The following is a 20,136-nucleotide window of genomic DNA, read 5'->3' as shown; positions in this document are numbered from 1 at the left end:
GGGTATGCGCGCGCCTGAAATGTGCGGTTTTGCAGTTTTTCCATGAAACGAGCCTATCGGCCGGGCGACCACAAGGCGTGTGGAGAACGAACCTGTTTGGAGGAGCCTGTTCCCGATACCATCCAACCCCGAAGAGCTGATTAGGCGAACTCAAGACCGGCAGGGATGACTGCCTAGGGGGCAGGTCACAGTCCTGCACTGCTAAGGCTTGCGTTGGCCTTCAATGCGCCAAGCAATCCATTTGCCGCATAAACAGTGCCGCATTGTCCCAAAAGCCTGCTCGTACGTGTCATTTTGAAATGGCGCAAGGCAGGTCAGTTCCGGTGCGCTCAGACGATAACACGTCAAACAAAATACCGAGGTAAAATCGCCCTCGAAGATCTGTTCGTTGAAACTGACGGGCAGCTCTGTCGCGCCGATGGAAATCGGCAAGGAAGCATTTTCTATTTTCCTGACCCGGTCCTGGAAAGCTCTTAGCCGCCCAAGCTCCACCGCATTTTGTGATTTGCTGTTTGTTTGGTCAGGGTATTTTTCAAAGTGGGCAGCGTAGCGGGCAATTGCGGTATTGATTTTCTCTTCCAGATTTTCAACTCGCAACCAAACTGTAAATTCGTGAGCGAGTTCGCTGAAATTCCAGCTGTCGTTTCGGACCACGAGATTTGTGGGCACGCTCATCGCCTAAGTTTCCCGAAATCTGTGAACTGAACACATTTGCTTTCGCGCAATAAAAGCTCTGAAGTTAAGATCGGAAACACCTTGATCATCTGCGAATGGCACTGATGAGACAGAGAAGACCCAGGATCCAGGGCAGCGCGGAGAGGGTGAGAAACTCACTGTCCAGATAGTCTGAAAGGCGAACGCTGCAGTTCGTTGAATTTGTTTTAAAACCACACCCGAGCGCAACAACGTAGCCCCAGGCAACCACCGGTCCAATCAGAAAAACTGCTGACACAACGAAAAGAAAAATCTTCAAAGAAATACTCTGATTTGAGATTGTAAGGCCAAGTCTGATGACGGATTGTATAGCTTGGCTGGCTACAAACTTGAAGCTGCTGCCGGAAGATGGTCGCGACGCTCCCGCATCGAATTTCACATAGGCACTTTGACGCTTTTGGCCACCTATTGCAGATCCTGATTTGGCGATCAAATTCGCTTATTGAAGTCTGCGCTTGATGGATGACGGACAAGACAAATTTAGGTTTTCATGAACTGTCCTTTGTAAAATACTGCCTCAAGCCGAACTTTACATCTTGCGGTTTGTACCAGATGTCCTTGAGCGGGATAGTTACGACCTCCCACCCAGCATTTTCCAGGACTTCTGAACGGGTTGTGAGCATTTCCTGCGCTTTTCCCTGTTCGTAAAGAGCACTACTGTCGACAAGAATTGCTATTGGCTTGCCGGTGAGTGTTTTTTCAGCCGGCAATCGAGGCACGACATCGATGACAAATTCCGACAGGCCAACGTTGGTATCACAAGACACGCCTACTTCGTCTTGCACCCAGTCCGAAAGGATCGCCGCAGCGATGCCACGCCCTGCCTTTTGGGTAGGGACGATATCGCCGGTGCGATACCGATCCAGAAGACGCTCGGCGTCCGAGGTCAACCCGGCGGAGGTTGCTTGCGCGAATTGCAGCATGGTTTTCAACGCAAGCGCGCCGGTGTTGTAGTCGTTGGTGATTTCATCTCCGGTGATCGATGAAACAATTGCCATGTGCCGGCGGGCACGAGAGAAAATGACGTTCAGACGCCTTTCGCCCCCCAATTTGTTGATCGGCCCGAAATTCATACGCATCTTACGCGTTACATTCGGCCCGTAGCACACCGAGATGATCATTATGTCGCGTTCGTCACCTTGAACATTTTCCAGGTTTTTGACGAAAAGACCGACAAACTCTCCATTTTCCTTGCGTTCCTGCTCTTCGGCAAGCAGTTGCGCAAAGGTCCCGTCCTCCTCCGATAACTCAGCGATGGCTTCTTCAATACGCCTTTGCTGGGCCTCCGAAAATGCTACAACTCCTATCGTCATGCCGCTACCCTGCATCAGGATTGTACGTAGAAGCTGGGCTACGTAGTTCGCTTCGGCATCGTTGCAGCGTGCTGAATAAACCCCATGAGGCAGATGATGAAAGCTCAGAGCGCGCCCGATGAGTGCCTCCAGGTCGGGCCGATGGTTAGTGTCATCTGGCACAACAATTTCACCAGGCTGCGCGAATTGGATGGGTGACGGGATGGACAGGAGCCTTGTATCGTAAAATGCAGTGTTGGAGAATGCTATCAGCGCCTCGTGGCGGGACCGGTAATGCCAGCGAAGCATGACACTCGGCAGTTTTTCGTCAGCCAAGGAAAGGAGGCTTTCCTGGTTCAATTCGAAATCATGGTCCTCTTGATCGAGATCATCGTCCAGCGAGGCCGAACTGAAGAAGACGCTTGGTGGAAGCTGCATGCTGTCGCCGACAACGACGATCTGACTGCTCCGCACGCAAGCGGGCAATGCTTCTTCCACAGTGATCTGGGAGGCCTCGTCGAAGATGACCACATCGAATATGTCATTGTGAAGCGGCAGTATGTCGGCAACCGAAGTGGGGCTCATCATCCATATAGGTTTGATCACCGAAACAATGTGACTGCAATCGCCATGTACGAAATCGCGTACCGGCCGAAATGTTCGCGTTTTCGAGAATTCGTTTTCCAGAATACGCCGTGCCGCGAGGACGGTTTCGCGACGTGATTTCTCGTCAGGAGACAAACCGCTCGCGGAGCGATTGGACAACACGAGGTCGTTCCGGAAACGACTTCGCTGCCTCGCCTTGAGAATTTCTGCGTTAATCTTGAGCGACTCCGACTGGGCTTCGCAAAGCTGGTGTCTGGCGAGCGACAAAAGACTGTAGTCGGTCCCCTCCAATTCCGGGTGGGCCAGAAGACGCCGTTCGAGTGCCGTGGCCAACACCTGGTGACCGACTTCCTCGACGTCCGTTTCCGGGGTTGCCAGCAATGCCCAGATTTCTTCTGGAGCGTTTACAAACGGTTTGAGGACACTCGCCAAAACCGGGAATTGAGCCGACCGGTTACGTAGATCATCGAGCACTTCCAGCAACTCATGCCAGGAACAAGCTGGCAGGTTGTCACCAAACAGCCTCAATGCAAGGCTCTCCGCTTCTTCCACGTCCGAGACGCTGTCCGCAAGTGATTTCAATCCGTTTGTGTCCGGGCTTTTTAAGAGGTTTTCCGCCAGCGGAGCAAGCTCTGCTGAAAGAGACGCGCTGCTCTTGGTGACGGCCTCTAGCTTTTTCGTGATATCACTCGCGGATCTCGAGCCGTAGAGCCTTTCAAAGGCCGCTGTTTTTTCGTTCAGTGCATCGGTTGCCTTGAGGTGTTCGACAAGCCAGGTCAATAGCTGTGTCAGCGTAGGCTTCACAGCCAAGGCAGAAAGATCAGTCCTTGCCTGGACAAGGCTTCGAACAGACTGCAGCTGGGAGGAAAACAGCGTGCCAAGAAATCTGCCTTCTTCCGCTTGTGCGACCGCAAGCGCGGCGGCGGCTTCTTGCAGCCCTAAAGGAAGTACCCAGACCGAAGCGAGATGTGCAGTGTTTTTCTGTTGGCCTTTGAGCTCCTCCAAGACCCGGGCAACTTCCTCAAACTGCTTTCGCAGTTCCGGGTCAGCACCCGCAATTGCCCGGGTCGCATTCGAACCGAGGGAAGCAATCGCCCTGGCATGCCGGGTCAAGTCTGCAAACTGACTGAGGTTAAGGAGTGCAGCATCGGACTGCTGGGACAAAAAATTGGTGAGCCTCGTTTGTATTTTGCGAAGAAGGCTTTCCAGCTCCGCTAAATTCTGAGGTAGGCGGGCTGTTTCGGTGGAGTCCTCCCAGATCTTACGACTGAGTCCAAACTCGTTTGTTTCGCCGAAGTTGCGGGTGCCGGTCAACCGGTTGAGGATCGGCAGTGCTTTAGCCACTGGACCACGCCACGCTTCCCAGTCCTGGGCATTCGGTAACGAAAAACCTGATGATTGACGGGCAGACGTCTGGAATAATTCTTTATCTAAACCCATTGAGAGCGCATTCTCAAGAAGACGGTGCAGCGGCGCGCCTTCTGCAGGATCTGCCATGGCAAGTGTCAGGGTTTCAATTGACGTCCTAGCCTGTTGCAGGCGTTCCAGAGCGCTTTCCTTGTCTCGCTTCAACCGGTCGAGTGTGTTTGGTGCCGGTGTTTCGCTCCAGGCCTGATAAAGCTTGCCCAGATCTTCAACAAACGCAGCACGCCCGGTATTCGTGTCGTGAAACGCGGCGGTGAGATCGCCAAGGCCCGCCCCTGTCAGGCGGTTGCGTACAACATCCAGAGCAGCACGTTTCTGGCTGACAAATAGCACCCTCTTGCCGCGATTGGCGAAGTTCGAGATCAGGTTGGCGATCGTTTGCGATTTTCCCGTGCCAGGAGGACCCTGCAGCACTAGGCTTCTTCCACATTGTGCGGCTGCCACTGCCTGATCCTGTGACGGATCTGATGGCAGAATGTTGTGGAGATCTTCCGGTTTAACGTCTTGCCAAGCCAAGTTTTCCCGCGGCTCATTGCCGAAAAATCGTGAAATCTGGGGGGCACGCAGGTTCTCTGTCCGCGCAAGCAGGTCATAGTCACGCAGAAGCGACATTTTTTGGTAGTTGAAATTTCCGAGAATGACAGAGGAGGTATCCACACTCCAGTCGAACCGCCCCTCCGAAGTCGCAACCTCCTGCACGAAGATTTGGCTTTTCTCCGTCTGCGTCACCCCGTCCATTTTAGGCATGTTGAAATATCGTGGTAGCGGACGACCGGCGATATTGCGGAAAGGCGCTTCGGGAATGCGTACACGTTGGCGGAACAGTTGAACACCAAGCGGTTTGTAGTTTTTCACGTCGTAGGAATAGTCGGTAATTTTACCGTCGCGTTTGCCCTTGTTACCGCGCTGGCGGCGTTGAAATTGGTCTAGCCGCCGGCGAACGGTGGTGTGCAGAAGACGGCGCTTCGGCTTATCGGCCAACGTAAAAGAAACACCGGGTTCCGACGACAAGATCTGCCTTTTGATCTCTTCATAAAGATCGTTCAGCGCATTCGGCTTCGACAGATCCACCTGTTCAGGCAGGAGCATGCCGTAAAGCTGGTTCAGAACAAATGCCAGTGCCGGATTGAGATCGGCTTCCGGACCATCGATGCTCAGCACAAACGCATCACGCACACCCTTTCGCCTGGCCAGCCGCGCCTTAAGGAGAAGCAGAGGGGAGGTGATCGGCGTGTCTGGTGTGTTTTTGAGATCGTACCAATTCAGTTTGGCCGGGATGAGGCGAAGTGGAGAGGAGCCCATGTCTTGTTCAACACGCATTGCATCGAGTCGAAGGCGTGCCAGAACAGGTGGTGCGAACAGCATTTCCTCAAACCGGATCCAGTCTCCGAGGATCAGGTCTTGCCCGGCGATGAGCTTATTCATAGCCTTGGAGTTTCCGGTGAACAGGTCGCCTGCCTTGATGAGGTCGGGATTGATGACAAGCGGAACGGAAGCTTCCGTGAGATTGAGCTCGCTGGCGATGGGGCGATAGTAAAGCAGCCGGTTGCGCCGAGACGTGTCATAGAGACGGGCGCGCAGGCGTTTGATGATAGTTGTACCCCGGTCATCCTGTATTTGAGGATCAGGGGTAAGCGATTGGTCGAAATGCGAGCCGATACGACGGTAGTTTTCGAGCGCCTCGCAAAGGGAGCACAGGTCCTGTACCCGATCGAACCGCTCCAACGCGGTCATTCGTTCGATAGCGCGCACCAGAACTGGATGGAGGCGGCTGTTCAGACGCTGGAGATCACGGCGGGCTCCGGTAAAGGTTTCGAGTTGCTCACGGTCGTTAAAATCCAGGCCTGTCGCGAGCGAGGCAAGAAGCATCCCAAGCAGAAAAATATCTGTTAGGGGGTCGTGATGACCGTTTTCAATCTCCCACGACCTGTAACCCGTCAAATAGCTCGGCCGGCCACGAAATTCCTCCGATACCCTGTGGTCGCTCGCGCTTACTCTGGATCCACCCAGAAGGACAAAGTCGCTTTCCTCGACAACAAGATCGACCTCGTCCACTATATGGAGCGCAGCATCGGCCTTTCGCTTACGGTTGGCCACCGCCACATTTTTACGGGGCTGATGAGTATTATCCGCCCTAAAGTACAGGCATCCCCCCGCAAGACCGAGGGTATCCCGATCAGCGACTGGAGACACAAGGCCGTTTTCGTGGACTTCGGCCACCTGCTGAAGCAGCGGCAGGCAAGCGGCTATGACGTCGTCGGTGCCGATGGAATGGGCGTTGTTGAACGCATCGAGAAGCCTGGAGAAACCCTTGTCGGGCAGCCCTTCATTTATATCTTGTGGCGCGATGTTCACTCGACAGCCTTTCCGCCATCCGTCAGTGCTTCTTGGGGAAGACCCTGTGAAACCCGAGAACGCAGCCGGGCAAGATGCACCGCGTCGATCGCAAGGTCCCTCCCGGCAATCTCGTCAAATACGTCTGTCATCTCCCAATGGTCCGCCAGGCCAATCGCCTCAAGCAGAACAAGGTCGTCGAGATCCGGATCGGTCAGTGCGAAGTCGGCAAGGACGTAACAGAAATAGGACTTGAGACTCCGAGACATGGCGCGCAGTTGTTCGGCAATTTCTTCCCGATCCGTTGCCGTAATCTGCCGCCGGTCATACCGCGGAAAATACTGACGCGCCATTAGCTCGAGGCGCTCGCTTTCCGCAAATCGCGGCTTGATCAGAACCTCGATAACCGCACGGGTGAGATCGGTCATTCTCCGTTGCTGGAGCAGGTCAAGCAATTCAAGCATCGGTTCCGCCCTCGACCATGTGCTTGAGCCTGCTGTCGGCCTCTTCTCGGCCCTCAAACCAGTCTCGCATGGCGAGAGCCCTAATAAAAAGCTCTGGATGACTATCGCTATCCGCCCCGCTGTACTGTCCGTCGAGGATTGCTGCTTCAAGCGCCTCTTCGGCCTGTTTCAAATAAGCCTGTGCCGACACGTTCGCGATCCCGGCTCCAACTATTACCAGCAGGGAAAGCGGTGCTTCGAGGTTTTTGCAAATCTGTAATGCAACCCGGTCAGCGAATATTTCCTGGTAGAGATTGGAAAGCCACAAGGAGCGTTGATGCGAAGACTCGCCGCCATGCTGACATATCCAGTTCAATAGATTGTCCGTGATGTTGAAGGCGCCACTTTCGAGAGAATTGAACAGGAAATGCGCCATCTCATGAGCCATGAGAGCCCGGAGTTGTTCTTCCGAAAGGAAGGACAGGATGTCACCACCGAATAGGATCGATACTTCTGAGGTCATCCTGACCAGCATAGCATTACGCTGGCCGCCATTGTTGTCCTGGTAGAGCGTTATAGGGACCATAATACCAAGCACTGTTGCGACCTCACGTGCAAGTGCATGTACCGCGGGATGATCTTCTTCATCCAACCTGACCGCATTCTTGAGCAGATAAAGACGCGCATCCTTGTCGGCATGCTCTGTCAGCTTATCGGACGCAAACCATTCCCACAGACCGTCCTCGTTTTGTTTGAGGCAGTCGGTGAGCTCGTGGTGGTATGGAATGAACGGCACGTCGGCGTTAGCAATACCAGCTGTCTGAGACATCCTAGTAGTACCTTCCTTTTGAAAGACGGCTGTTGCCGGGCCTGTCATCTTTGGTCAGGAGCTGAACCGTTGCAGCCATGCGGCGCATAAGAGTGTCCAACCCGAAAGGAACATTTGAAGCGCCCTCAATCTGGCTGTCCACAATGTTGCAATTCCACTCCACAAGGTCATCTGCGCTCCAGAGCCTGTTTTCAAACGGACAAAATATGTAGCGCTCCTTCACGCCATTCACACTCAGCCGGCCGTTGTCTTGAACCGAGATACGGTCTTCGCCTTCGGCCTCGCCGAGCCAATTCCTGGCGGCGCGAGGATCTACAAGAAGTGGGGCATAGGCCTGGATGGCATGAGCACGCTCCTCGGACATGGGTCTGACAAAAGGAGCTTCCGGAAACGGCCCGCCGCGCCCAAAAAGTCGGGGCCTTGGATTGGACGCATCCATATAGGATTCGGACAGGAGACCGTAAAGGCTCCTGATGACTTCCGAGCGCTGCACGGTTGTAAGATCCGAAGGCTCCAGCGGTCTTGCCTTTTTCAATCCCGCCTTTGTCGGGGTTGCACCAAGGTCGCCGCGCGATAGCTGCACCTCACGGAGTTCGAACCAGCGGGATGTTCCAGCCAACTCCGAATTGCGGGTCAGCGTCACTGCGAGGTAGAAGCGGCTAACCGGATCGAACAGATGCAGCTTAAGTGGTGCCTCATCGTGATCTTTGAATTTTTTTGAGGAAACCCAGCCGTAGCCTTCAATCAACGACGCCATGCTCCTATGCCATCGATGTTCGATGCGTGTGGTTCTCAAGGCTTCGATTGCGTCGTCAAAGGCAAGCGCGGCGTACGAGCTGCGGAATGCCTGTGCAAAGGGCTGCACCAGCGCCTGTTCGACTAGATAGGCCTGCCAAGCGTCCACACTCGCAGGGTCATCGGCTGGATGCCAGAGCGAAATCTGACACCCGGAAACATCGATGGTGTTACCAGCGGCATCATGGAAACGGCCCTGCGACGGAATAAAGCTGAAAGGTTCACCGCCCTCAGTTTCCGCCCGCCAAATCAGATTTTGCGCCAAGGCACCTCTGGTTTCATGGTCCAGGTATCGCTCCTGCCATTCGTCGAAGCGGAGGGAACTGTCGGACAGAAAGAGGCGCTCAAGCCAGCGGATGTGGGCCATCAAGGTCCGTTCCAGTTGAGGTACCAATTTTTTCAGTCGTTTGACGCCGGCCGAATCCGTCGTCTTCATATCTGGTGTCGGATTTGTTGAAATTGCACCGTCTGGGTTTTCCCAAGTGAGTGACAGCCGGTCCGGCGCATTGTAACTGAACACGGCATGACCGTCGGCGATCGGTTCGCGGTAGGGCTCGGGCCAGATTTTTAGTCCGGGCAACAAAAGCTCTGCTGCCAGGACAGGATTGTCGGTATCACCGCGAACCATGTTTTTTAGATATTTGGCGGCAAGGTCCCGGCCCGTGATCCACCGGCAAGTTTCCGCAATATGCCGCATCGCAGCAACGGATGCATCGCCGCGCCGTTGCGACAGCACCCAAAGAGACGCATTCGCAAGACGCTCATGACGCTTGCCATGAGGGGCGTCTTCAAACCCTGACTCAACAAGCTGTGCCAAAGTCTGAGTGCTCACACCTGGCATCCTAGCCGCCGCCAAAACCGCCGCGACGATTATGTCGTCGTCCTTGCTACTAATCGGCCCGATGTTTGTCAGCAGCTTATCGAGTATATCATCACAGTCGGATGTGGCGACGGCGTCGAGCCACTTCGCCGAGGGTTTACCGCTTTTGGGAAGTGGATGCAGACTGAGTGAAAACGCGCTCAACGCGGCGCGTTCAAACGCCGAGAGCTGCTGGAATCCTGCAATGACCTGTTCAAGGGGAAGGATCACGGCAAGGTTTTCAGCTGCTGCCCGGGCCGGTGATGCAAAGTCGATCGAAAGAGCCAACTCATGTGCCTCCACAGCCGTTTCCAGATCAGAACGCTGGCCGTGCCGTTTCAGCACCCCGAGAGTGCGATCCTTGAGTTGCATCAGCAGATCTACGCCAGCCGAGGTGTCCCGATCAAAGTAAAATGCAGGAGGCAAAGCTTCGGCCAATCGGTCTAACGACGTTATCACGCCCCATGACGGCCGCCAGCCGTCTTCGGTCATCGTGCTCTGTGCTGTACCGAACAGTCTGCCCAGAATCCCGGTCTTCGCATCCGGGCGGGTGGTATGCTGGCTGAAATTGTCGAGCAGAGAGGACAAAGCCTGTTGCGAGTCTTCGAGCGTTTTCCGGTAACTGTCCGCAACCTCGTCTCGCAATGCCTCCTCGTTGGTCAATCCGGTCATGACGAGCAGGATTTTCTTGTGTTTTTTCTTCAGGCTAACCGCAGATGTCAGGATCTGTTGGACAGCGATGCTATTTTTCGGCAGCGAATTTCCGAGCGAATTCCAGAACTGGGCCGGAAGGGACTTATACTCCTGGCCAAGGTCGAGTTTTTCAACGGCACAGAGTCGCAACAGGTCCAGCGCCGCGTCCGTTGTGAAGACAAGTTTTTTCTTGCACAAAGTGAAAGCCAGGGATTTCATGCTGGCTGGCAAATACGCCAGAGCCTTAGCGTAGCGCACGTTATCTAGCCCGAGTTGCGGCCCATCCTTAGCGAGCTGAGAGTTCGAAGCCATCCGACTGAGTTCAACGGCGGATAGAAAGGCTGTGCCTTTTTCTGACGGGGATTGTTCCTGCAGGTCTTCCAGTAGCAGGGCCTTGTCCGATTGCTTCTTGCCGCGATCAGCCAGGTCGCCGTCGGTTGTATCTATCACGAGTCGGACATAGGGCAGCAGAATCTGATCGGACTGTGCCAGAATACGGTCCAATTCTGCCTTGAATTTCTCATTCTCCAGCGCCGCCATTTTTGTCAGCGGGTGGGAGTCGGGTGCGTGTCCGAGCGCTTCGTGAGCCTTCTCGATCAGCAAAAAATCAGAACGATTTTTCCTGCCCTGAAGTAGATGACGCTGGCTTTGTTCGCCGCACAACGCCTCCAACAACGTGATGCTTGTAGCAGACGGCTGTCGCTCATGCGCGCTGAACACAGTCTTCGCGAAATTCTGAATACCGGCAAAATTTTTGAGAATGACATCGAAATGCGTGGTCATTCTCTTAAGATCTTCAAGCGCATAATTCTGCGACAACAAACCTGCCTGCAATGAACGAGCCTTGTCCGCCATTGGCGACAGCTTCCTGAACGTTTCCTGATCTTTTTCCCAGTGCTCCTCGAATGCCTTGAGCATTTCGCTGATTTGAACGAACAACTCGGCACGCTCCAAAGACGACCGTGCAAACAGCTCCGCTGTGTCGGAGTTACGACTTCCTGATGTCCGTTGCAGCCCCTGTTGGCTCGGCTGCTTATCTTGCGGTGCCAGAAATTGGGCCAGACCCGCGTCGGACGTTGCAAATACATCCGAAGGGTCCCGATCCACACTCGCAGCCGGTGGATTTTCTGGCGAGCCGTTGCATTCCTTCGCCGGCCTTGGAACAAGAGGCGTCAAGCCTTCCCGTTTGCCAAATGTGTTCGGTTTTTTCTGACTACCACCAAGCATCTGAGCACCTCGTCACTTTTTGCAGGCGACGTTAGGGCTGGACTGTTAAAGAAGCTTCAATCCATGGAATAGATTTTTCGGCATCACATGCGATAGGTTGTGAAAACGGATCACGATGTCAAAGCTGAATACGGGCTAGGCTGGAGTTGGCAACCTAACTGGTCGGACAGACTTGAAACAAAGCTGACATTGCCAGCATGTAGACATCACTCAATTCGGACGCTGATTTCTAACAAGTTTAACCCGGAACCCTCAAATCCTGCGACACACACTTCAAGTACCAGTTTGGGCAGGAAGCTGTAGTGCTTGGCGGTTTCGGTCAAAGACTGACATGGCGATCAAAATCACCGCCTAACAAACGCGGCTGCTTGCCGCGATAACTGCAAACCGCGAAGAGGTCTGCGGTAAACCCGCTGCGCTACTGTGCAGCGGGTTTTGTCTCTGTTGCGGCAGCTGCAGCGGCACCGGCGGCCACGGCCTCTTTCTGTTTGTCGTCCAGATCCGTGTTTTCCGGCAGCTGAACGCGCACTTCCTTGCGGGCAAACTGGATGCCGTTTTCCTCAAAGACCTGTTGCACGCGTTTGTAGATTTCCTTGCGCACGCCGAACTGCTTGCCGGGTTTTGTGGTGAACTTGCCGCGCACGACGATGCCGACATCGTCGACATCGGCTACGCCCTGGCCCTTGAACGGTGCCAGAATGTCCTCCTTGAACTCTTCCATCTCCATGATGTCCTGGCCGATCCGCTTGAAGAGTTTGCGCACCTTCTCAACGTCCGTGTCGAAGGGAACAGTGAACTTCAACTTCATGATCACCCAGTCACGTGAGAGGTTGGTGAGCTTGGGGATTTCGCCATACGGAACGATATGAACGGCACCGCGAGTACCGCGCAGTTGCAGTGAGCGGATCGAGATCTTCTCGATGGAACCCTGGGTTCCACCGGTGTCGATGAATTCACCGAGCCGGAAAGCATCGTCCATCAGGAAGAAGATGCCAGAGACCACGTCCTTGACGAGTGTCTGTGCGCCGAAACCGACTGCAAGACCGACAACACCGGCACCGGCCAGAAGCGGCGTGATGTTGATGCCGAGCTGGCTGAGGGCCAGCAATGCCGTCAGAACCAGAATGGTGACCTGCAGGATGATCCGGATGAGCGGCAGGATGGTTGCCGTGCGCGATTTGCCCGCTCCGCCCATTTCAGCATCGTCATCTTCAGACTGGGCCGGCGGCGAGTCTTTGGCCAGTTGATGAGCAACCCAAAGATTGGTGATCTCCCAGGCAAGATATCCCGCGGCCAGGATTAAGAGAAAGATGACGCTGTTGCGCGCAACGGCCGATCCGTCATTGGCACCGAGCGCCAGAAGGTTGAGACCGTAAATCCGGCCGACCATGAGAACGAGGAATGCAAGGAGCGCAACACGGGCGATGCGAACATAGCTGTGCCGGGTTTGCATGTGTGCGGCCTCGGCGACCGGTCCGTCCCCCTGCATGGGGGGCACGACATGAGAGACGATGCCGCGAACCATCGTGTCGAGGAAAGGTGCGAAGACCACGAGCGCAATTACGGCCAGAGAGCGGCCGGCGGTCAGGGCTTCGATACCCATGCTGGCTGTAAACTGAACAAGTAGCCAGTTGAAGGCGATAAAGGCCATGGAGAAATACGGCCAGAAGCGGGCCATGCGTTCCAGACCCGACGTCGCGTCGCCGTCATCGCCAAGGATGATGTTGGTCAATCCGTGGCGGGCTTTCCAGATCACTGCAATGATCCACGCGCTGACGCCGAAACCGACAAAAAAGCGGAACGTCCCACCGGCATCTTCACCTGCGACTTGCATGACATTGCGCAGGAAGAATGCAACACCGACCACGGCAAAGAGCGTGGTGAAACTGCGATAAAGCGACTTGGCCGTTTCGTCGTCCGCGGTCACGAGGCGCAATTCGCTTCGGTGCGGCGCAAGCGCGAAACGCAGAAGCGCAGCAACAAGACGCGGCAGGAAGACGATCCAGAAAACGGCCTGAAGGGCAACGCTGCGAGTGGCCGGATCAAAGACGGCAGCACGTGCGACGACGACGGCCACGATTGCAAAAACCAGCAGGCCGCCGAGGTCGAGCCCCGCACGCGTTGATACCAGCTTCACCGTTTCAAATAGGCTTTCAGGTGAACGTGCTTGTATCTTGTCGCGCCTGGCCGCGGTTAGGCGGTTGACCAGAAACTCCGCGGCAAAGCCCGCAGCAAGGATCAGCGCGATCGAGCCGATCAGGATATGGATCGGGCCCCCGACCGACCCGGCGAACAGGGCCGCGATGCCTGCAAAAAGGCCGGTAAAGAGATCGGGCAGATTCTTGAAGTGACCCAGAACCATGTCGCCAAAGCCGCTGAACGCCGATTGAAGTTGCTCGAGCAGACTTGGCTGCGGTTCTCCCAATGATGCGATTGAGGTCTTGTTGGCGGCACTTTCCTGCAACAGCTGCATCAGGTCGGTGAGGGCTTCCACCTGCTCGGGATCGAGATCCGACACGAGTTTTTCCATCGCCGTTGGCTGCAGCGGTTCAGGCAGCGACGAGCCTGTGTCCTGGGCTTGAGCTGAGAGACTGGTAAAAAGAGCGATGGTGAAAAAAAGTGTGAGTGCACAGGATGTTATTTTGGCTTTCCAGACGCCGGCCATAAGCATACCCCCTCGGTGGCTCTGACTGTTATGCCTACAACTTAGACACGCCCGATCAGCAAAATCCATAAAATTTCCCTCGCGTTCTTCCCTTGATCGACATTTCTTTGCCCGCGGATCGGTGACGGCCTCGGAAATGCCGCAGCAGGATCGCATGACAGAGCTTGATCCAGGCAGCTTATGCGTCTACCTCCTTGCCTGAACGATCAATGAAAGCGGTACTGAATGAACACCCCTCCGCAGAGCGCTAACATAACCCCCGGTCCCATCTGGGCGCTTTTGAGCCCGATCGGGCGTATGGGACGGGAACCCTATTGGCTCAGCTTTGCGCTGGTTTGGATCATCATCGGCATCGCCATCCGGCTGTGGTGGATTTCTTCGCTTGTTGAAATCACGCCTGAAACGGTGTCACCGGCTGCTTTTGCGGAATCGAATGCGCTGTTTCCAATTCTCTTTTTTGTGCTGCAATGGTTCGAGCTGGCACTCGTGATCAAGCGGCTGCAGGACATCGGCCAAAGTGGGTTTCTCGCGTTGCTGATCTTCGTGCCAATTTTGAATGTTGTCATGGTGGTCTTCCTGGGCTTTGTTCCAAGCAAGATGGAAGCAAACCGCCACGGACCGTTGCCAAACAGTTATTGGCGCAAAAGCTGACCTTCCTCAATGATACAGAATTGACGAAAGAGCCTGAATCCATGCCTTCCACTGCCGTCACCATTGCTCAGGATCTGATCCGCTGTCCGTCGGTCACGCCAGCTGAGGGTGGAGCCCTGACGACACTTGAAAATCTGCTGGCGTCAGCCGGGTTTGAAGTCACACGGGTCACCTTTCAGGATGAGGATACGCCGGACGTCGAAAACCTTTTTGCCACGATAGGTTCCGGCAAACCGCATTTCGTGTTTGCTGGTCATACAGATGTGGTGCCGGCCGGTGCGGAAAATGACTGGAGCCACGGGCCTTTTGCCGGAACAATTCAAGACGGCGTATTGTTCGGACGTGGCGCTGTCGACATGAAAGGTGGCATTGCTGCATTTGCCGCCGCCGCGATTGATCTGGTGCAGGAACTCGGCACGGACTTCGGCGGAACGATTTCATTGCTGATCACAGGGGATGAAGAAGGCCCGGCGGTCAACGGTACCGTCAAGCTGTTGGAATGGGCCAAAGCCGAAGGTCATGAATTTGACGCCTGCATTGTCGGCGAGCCGACCAATCCAGCCAAGCTCGGCGATGCCATCAAGGTTGGTCGCCGGGGATCTCTTTCAGGGATTGTGACCGTTGCCGGAACCCAGGGCCATGCAGCCTACCCGCATCTTGCCGACAACCCCATCCCCGGCCTTGTGCAGCTACTTGCTGCGCTCGATGCACTTGTGCTGGACGAGGGCAACGAAAGATTTCAGCCCTCCAATCTCGAGGTCGTGACGGTGGATGTCGGCAACCCGGCCTTCAACGTTATTCCGGCTCGGGCCGAAGCGCGCTTCAACATTCGATATAATGACGAGTGGACGCTGTCGACGCTGCAGGCCAGGGTCCGGGAGACGCTGGAAAGTGTCGATCTCGGGTCCTTGAAACTGGACCTAATATTCAAGCGAGATGCGAGCGAATCCTTCCTGACGCGGGATGAAAAGCTGATTGCTGACCTCAGCGATGCGGTCCGGAAAGAAACCGGGCAGGTTCCCGAACTGTCAACTGGGGGCGGAACTTCAGATGCGCGGTTCATCAAGAATTATTGCCCGGTGGTTGAATTCGGTCTTGTCGGTCAGACAATGCACAAGGTGGATGAATGCGTTGCGGTCAGTGACCTTGACCAGCTGACGGCAATCTATAAACGATTTCTGGTCAGCTATTTTGCACAATCTGCGGGAGCGGACTGACCTTGATCACGATGGGTGAAATTCGTGCAGCGCTCGACGGCTCATGGCTTTTGCTGCGCAGCCGACCGGAAGGCATGGCGTTTTTTGACCAATCTCTTCAGGGCTTCTGGAGATCGTTTCTGGTGGTTTTTCTGCTCGTGCCGGCATTCTTGGCAAGCGGGCTGACTGAAAAACAGCTTCTTCTTTCCCAAAACCTCTATCATCCCGACCTCTTTCCCGATAGCGCGTATTGGACGGCGCAACTGGTTGGTCTCAGTATGGATTGGTTCGCGCTACCACTCATTCTTGCTGTCGTCGCTGTCCCCATTGGCGTTTCACACCGATATGTTCCGTTTATCGTGGCACGCAACTGGACCAGCCTATTGGCATCCATGCCTTATCTGATCATCTATCTCCTGTTCCTGATGGGTGTCCTTTCGCCAGCAATTACTATTCTCTTGTCTCTTAGCTGTTTGCTGGCGATTGTCTGGTACCGGTACTTGATCGCCCGCATTGCGCTGCAGGCAACGATCAGCGTTTCCATTGGTGTGGTCGTGCTGGATCTGTTGCTGACACTGGTCATCGGGCAGCTTGTCGGCCTCATGTGGGCATAACAAAAAACCCGCCGTCGGAACGGCGGGTGCGATTTCGGAAAAAGATATGTGGTGCAGCGTGGCGCGTCAGTCGCGCAGCAGTTCGTTGATCGCTGTCTTTGAGCGTGTCCGCTCATCAACGGTTTTGACGATCACGGCGCAATAAAGGTTCGGCGCTGCCTCGCCGTTGCCCATGAGGCTCGAGGTCGGCATAGAACCGGCAACAACCACCGAATAAGGTGGCACTTCACCATATGTGACTTCGCCCGTCATGCGGTTGACGATCCGTGTCGACTTGCCAATGAAGACACCCATGCCGAGAACGGCACCTTCACGCACGATACAGCCTTCGACCACTTCGGAGCGCGCGCCGATAAAACAGTTGTCTTCAATGATGACAGGACCAGCCTGAAGCGGCTCAAGCACGCCGCCAATTCCAACGCCGCCGGACAGGTGCACGTTCTTGCCGATTTGTGCGCAGGACCCGACTGTCGCCCAGGTATCAACCATTGTGCCTTCATCGACATAAGCGCCAAGATTGACAAAAGACGGCATCAGAACGACGCCCTTGCCGATAAATGCTGAACGGCGAACGGTGCAGTTCGGCACTGCTCGAAAGCCGGCGCCTTCAAAGTCGCTTCCGCCCCAACCGTCAAACTTGGAAGGAACCTTGTCCCACCACGTCGCATCGCCCGGACCACCCTTGATGATGTCCATTGGGTTCAAACGAAAGGAAAGCAGAACCGCTTTTTTCGCCCACTGATTGACCACCCAGTCGCCATCCTTTTGTTCGGCGACACGCAGCTCGCCTCGATCCAGAAGGGTCAGTGTGGTTTCAACCGCATCGCGCACCTCACCGGTTGTCGTGGTGTCGATAGCCGCGCGATCTTCAAAAGCCGCGTCGATGGTTTGAGACAGGGAAGCGAGATCCTGGGTCATGAGTGCGAAGGTCTCCGAGGGTTGATAAAAGCTGGCCGGACCTAAGCTGCCAGGCAAGGTACTGTCAAGCACAGCTACGCCTGTAGCTGTTCCAGGTACGTCACTCAGATGTCCTTTCCGATGCCTTTCGTGTTCATCTGTTTAAGTGAGGGAATTATGATAGTTGAGAAAAAGTAATCAAAGGATACAAGAAATGGCAATTTTTAGTGATTGTTTGATGTGTAAGATGATACAAATTCAATTAATTTAAGGAAGCCGGTTCCATGGAGTTATGGATTCCGATCACAGTTGCCGCTGCGTTTTGCCAGAACCTGCGCACGGCCATGCAGAAACACCTGAAGGGCCAGCTCGGTACAACAGGCGCGACCTTCGTACGGTTTGGTTATGGGCTTCCTTTCGCAGTCCTCTATGCGCTCGTACTCCATTTCGTATTTGGTTTTCCAGTGCCGTCACTCAACACCACCATGCTGATTGCCGGTGCTTTGGGTGGTCTGGCTCAGATCCTGGGTACGTTCCTGCTGGTTTATCTGTTTTCGTTCCGAAATTTTGCTGTCGGGACGGCTTATTCAAAAACGGAACCTATCCAGGCGGCCCTGTTCGGGTTTCTGGTCCTTGGAGAACACATCTCCCTGTCGGTCTCCATTTGCATCCTGATCGGTATTGTCGGCGTCGTCATGATTTCACTTGCCCGTGTGCCATTGACCGTTTCTGCCGTACGTTCATCGCTGGCCGGGCGCCCCGCGCTCATCGGATTGGCTTCTGCAGCCTTTTTCGGCGCGTCGGCTGTTGCCTACCGCACGGCATCGCTGTCGCTGGAAGGGACGGGTGTTCCGATGCAGGCCGCTTGTGCGCTGGTCTTCGCGACATTTTTCCAGACGATTGTGATGGTCAGCTGGATGTCGCTGCGCGACCCAGACCAGTTGAAAGCCAGCCTCAAAGCCTGGCGCACCGCCGTCTGGGTCGGCGCGTCCGGCGTGGCCGGTTCGATTGGCTGGTTCACGGCGATGACCTTGCAAAATGTCGCCTATGTGCGCGCGCTTGCCCAGATAGAGCTGGTGTTTACCTTTCTTGTGTCCTGGTTGGTTTTCAAGGAAATCATTTCGCGTTCTGAAATTTTCGGCTGCCTGATGATCGTTGCAGCTGTTGTCGGTATCATTCTGCTCGGGTAGTGGGGCCTGATACTTTGTTTTCTGGCTCCGGGCCGGGCGACATGTGCCCGCAGCCATGGCTCGACTTATGCATGGCGAGCTTGGGAGCCAGGAGCACTGCAAGCAGTGCCAGCAGGGCAAGCATCAGGAACGAGCTGTGAAGGCCGGTAAAGCTGGCAACGAAGCCCACCAGCGGCGGTCCCAGCAACATCCCGCCATAGGCCAGCGTGGAGACCGCGGCGATTGCGTGACCGGGTTGCGTCCTTTCGTCATTGGCAGCCCGTGCAAAAACCAGTGGCATGACGACAGCGTATCCAATTCCGACCAGGCTGAAGCCGACAAGGCTCAGTCCTAAGGTACTGGATGATATAGTCAGCAGAAGACCGGCGCAGGCAATGCTGCCGCTCAACCTCGTTGTCAGCGCTGGGCCAAGCAACGTGACGATACGGCTTCCCATCAGCCGCGTGGCGACCATAGCAGCGCTGAATGCCGCATAACCAAGTGCTGCCTGTGCTTCACCTGTTCCGGTGCTGGCCCTGAGGAAAACGGCGCTCCAGTCCGCCATCGCGCCTTCGCCCATGGAAACGGAAAAGGCAACAAGGCCAACAAGGAGCAGGGTCGTCGAGGGCCATTCAAACGCAGAAGACTGATCGTTGGTCGCGGCCAGTCGAGGCCGTTCATTTTCTGGTTTCCCGATTACAGCAAGGGTCAGTACAGCGCCCAAGAGGGAGACAGCCGAAAAGTGGGTAACGGTCGATATTTCCAGGTGAACGGCGACGTATCCCGTGATCGCCCCGATCCCGGCCCCGAGGCTGAACATCGCATGGAAGAAAGGCATTACAGAACGGCCAAGGTGCTGTTCCACCTTGGCTCCCCAGCCATTCATTGCGACATCCATAGCACCGTGCAGCATTCCGAAAAGAAACAGGGCGGCAGCCAGCGTTGGCAGCGAGCCCGCCAAAGACACGGTGACAAGAGCCAGACCATAAACCCATGCACAGATCGTGGTGAGTTTTTGAACACCCAGTCTTTCCGACAGCATTCCAGCAACCGGAAACGACATAATCGCACCACCGGCAAGGACAAGTAACAGGAGGCCGAGGGAGGAGCTGTCTAGCGAAAATGTCTCCTTGATTGCGGGAATCCGGCCTGCCCAGACCCCAAACAGAAGACCGTTGAAAGCGAACGCGAAAACAACGGCCCATCGTTGCCGTGGGATGCGAGTCATTGCTCGGACAAGGGTGCGCGGCAGATTTCGACCAGGTTTCCATCGGGGTCGGTTACCATGGATTCAAAGAAACCGTCTCCCGTCAGCTCCGGCGGTTTGATCACGGCAGATCCCAATCCGCTCGCTTTTCTTGTAAGCGCGAGCACGTCGTCATCACTCGCAACCGCGATTGCAAGATGATGCATTCCAACATGATGAATGTCATCGTGATCGGGGGTGGCGCGCGCAAGTACGTCAGGCATCTGCATGAGTTCAAGAACGGTATCGTTTTCGAAACGCACCATGAGCGAGCGGAAGTCTCTCTCATCCTGATACATCTCACCAGCCTGGGCCTGGAAGAGGTCTACATAAAAGTCTTTCAATCTTGAAATATCCTTTGAAAAGAAGGCGATGTGATGGATATGCATATGTGGCTCCTGAACGAAAAAGGCTGTCGAACTGGACAAATGCTTAGATATCAATCAAATATTGATCAACAAAAGTTATTGAACTGGTGTTT

General features: G+C 55.0%; 13 protein-coding genes. 4 read left to right on the top strand and 9 right to left on the bottom strand.

All coding sequences use genetic code 11. The features are described from left to right. Positions 1–201: 201 nt before the first annotated feature. The 6 genes from Q0835_RS09155 to Q0835_RS09130 all read right to left on the bottom strand — a co-directional run bounded on the left by Q0835_RS09155 (position 202) and on the right by Q0835_RS09130 (position 13,882). Positions 202–654, bottom strand: a complete 453-nt coding sequence (locus Q0835_RS09155; RefSeq protein ID WP_298960498.1) for a hypothetical protein — start codon at positions 652–654, stop codon at positions 202–204. 548 nt (positions 655–1,202) lie between these two features. Then, a complete protein-coding gene (locus tag Q0835_RS09150; protein WP_298960495.1) occupies positions 1,203–6,392 on the bottom strand; it encodes an AAA domain-containing protein in 5,190 nt (1,729 codons plus the stop codon). Beyond that, entirely contained in the window at positions 6,389–6,835 is a 447-nt protein-coding gene (locus Q0835_RS09145) for a hypothetical protein (RefSeq protein ID WP_298960493.1), read from the bottom strand. The genes Q0835_RS09150 and Q0835_RS09145 overlap by 4 nt, the downstream gene beginning before the upstream one ends. After that, on the bottom strand, positions 6,828–7,643 hold the full coding sequence (locus Q0835_RS09140; protein ID WP_298960490.1) for a M48 family metalloprotease: 816 nt from the start codon (positions 7,641–7,643) through the stop codon (positions 6,828–6,830). Before Q0835_RS09140 ends, Q0835_RS09145 begins: the two co-directional genes overlap by 8 nt. Before the next feature lies 1 nt (position 7,644). Further along, on the bottom strand, positions 7,645–11,217 hold the full coding sequence (locus Q0835_RS09135; RefSeq protein WP_298960487.1) for a DUF4132 domain-containing protein: 3,573 nt from the start codon (positions 11,215–11,217) through the stop codon (positions 7,645–7,647). A gap of 418 nt (positions 11,218–11,635) precedes the next feature. Beyond that, on the bottom strand, positions 11,636–13,882 hold the full coding sequence (locus Q0835_RS09130; RefSeq protein ID WP_298960484.1) for a mechanosensitive ion channel family protein: 2,247 nt from the start codon (positions 13,880–13,882) through the stop codon (positions 11,636–11,638). Positions 13,883–14,107: 225 nt separating this feature from the next. On the opposite strand from Q0835_RS09130, the gene Q0835_RS09125 reads away from it, so the two are divergent. Genes Q0835_RS09125 through Q0835_RS09115 form a run of 3 tightly spaced genes read left to right on the top strand, consistent with a single transcriptional unit; the run spans position 14,108 to position 16,343 of the window. Then, on the top strand, positions 14,108–14,533 hold the full coding sequence (locus Q0835_RS09125; RefSeq protein WP_298821283.1) for a DUF805 domain-containing protein: 426 nt from the start codon (positions 14,108–14,110) through the stop codon (positions 14,531–14,533). Between the two features lie 41 nt (positions 14,534–14,574). After that, positions 14,575–15,750: a succinyl-diaminopimelate desuccinylase gene (gene dapE, locus Q0835_RS09120; protein ID WP_298960481.1), complete on the top strand. Its 1,176-nt coding sequence runs from the start codon at positions 14,575–14,577 to the stop codon at positions 15,748–15,750. Between the two features lie 11 nt (positions 15,751–15,761). Beyond that, positions 15,762–16,343: a hypothetical protein gene (locus Q0835_RS09115; protein WP_298960747.1), complete on the top strand. Its 582-nt coding sequence runs from the start codon at positions 15,762–15,764 to the stop codon at positions 16,341–16,343. Positions 16,344–16,409: 66 nt separating this feature from the next. Here the strand turns inward: Q0835_RS09115 and dapD are convergent, their stop codons facing one another. Then, entirely contained in the window at positions 16,410–17,261 is an 852-nt protein-coding gene (gene dapD, locus Q0835_RS09110; RefSeq protein ID WP_298960479.1) for a 2,3,4,5-tetrahydropyridine-2,6-dicarboxylate N-succinyltransferase, read from the bottom strand. A 263-nt stretch (positions 17,262–17,524) separates the two neighbouring features. Between dapD and Q0835_RS09105 the strand changes: the two genes are divergently transcribed. After that, positions 17,525–18,430 carry an EamA family transporter gene (locus tag Q0835_RS09105; protein ID WP_298960477.1) on the top strand — a complete coding sequence of 302 codons (906 nt, stop codon included), beginning with the start codon at positions 17,525–17,527 and terminating at the stop codon, positions 18,428–18,430. On the opposite strand, the gene Q0835_RS09100 is transcribed toward Q0835_RS09105, so the two are convergent. Both Q0835_RS09100 and Q0835_RS09095 read right to left on the bottom strand, forming a co-directional pair. Beyond that, positions 18,414–19,637 (bottom strand): MFS transporter, encoded by a 1,224-nt coding sequence (locus tag Q0835_RS09100; RefSeq protein WP_298960474.1) that lies wholly within the window; start codon positions 19,635–19,637, stop codon positions 18,414–18,416. The two genes, Q0835_RS09105 and Q0835_RS09100, sit on opposite strands and share 17 nt — an antisense overlap. Continuing rightward, the gene (locus Q0835_RS09095) at positions 19,634–20,044 is read right to left on the bottom strand and encodes a VOC family protein (RefSeq protein WP_298960471.1); all 411 of its coding nucleotides are present in this window, start codon (positions 20,042–20,044) and stop codon (positions 19,634–19,636) included. Before Q0835_RS09095 ends, Q0835_RS09100 begins: the two co-directional genes overlap by 4 nt. Between the last annotated feature and the right edge of the window lie 92 nt (positions 20,045–20,136).

This window comes from uncultured Roseibium sp., from assembly GCF_947499295.1.
In the GTDB taxonomy this organism is placed as follows: Bacteria; Pseudomonadota; Alphaproteobacteria; order Rhizobiales; family Stappiaceae; genus Roseibium.
Note: the sequence above shows the minus strand (reverse complement) of the source record. Positions and strands in the feature narration are given on the sequence as shown.

Coding starts and splice junctions, on each gene's coding strand:
- Q0835_RS09145 (WP_298960493.1), bottom strand. CDS start 6,835: ATGCTTGAATTGCTTGACCTGCTCCAGCAACGGAGAATGACCGATCTC.
- Q0835_RS09140 (WP_298960490.1), bottom strand. CDS start 7,643: ATGTCTCAGACAGCTGGTATTGCTAACGCCGACGTGCCGTTCATTCCA.
- Q0835_RS09135 (WP_298960487.1), bottom strand. CDS start 11,217: ATGCTTGGTGGTAGTCAGAAAAAACCGAACACATTTGGCAAACGGGAA.
- Q0835_RS09130 (WP_298960484.1), bottom strand. CDS start 13,882: ATGGCCGGCGTCTGGAAAGCCAAAATAACATCCTGTGCACTCACACTT.
- Q0835_RS09125 (WP_298821283.1), top strand. CDS start 14,108: ATGAACACCCCTCCGCAGAGCGCTAACATAACCCCCGGTCCCATCTGG.
- dapE (WP_298960481.1), top strand. CDS start 14,575: ATGCCTTCCACTGCCGTCACCATTGCTCAGGATCTGATCCGCTGTCCG.
- Q0835_RS09115 (WP_298960747.1), top strand. CDS start 15,762: ATGGGTGAAATTCGTGCAGCGCTCGACGGCTCATGGCTTTTGCTGCGC.
- dapD (WP_298960479.1), bottom strand. CDS start 17,261: ATGACCCAGGATCTCGCTTCCCTGTCTCAAACCATCGACGCGGCTTTT.
- Q0835_RS09105 (WP_298960477.1), top strand. CDS start 17,525: ATGGAGTTATGGATTCCGATCACAGTTGCCGCTGCGTTTTGCCAGAAC.
- Q0835_RS09100 (WP_298960474.1), bottom strand. CDS start 19,637: ATGACTCGCATCCCACGGCAACGATGGGCCGTTGTTTTCGCGTTCGCT.
- Q0835_RS09095 (WP_298960471.1), bottom strand. CDS start 20,044: ATGCATATCCATCACATCGCCTTCTTTTCAAAGGATATTTCAAGATTG.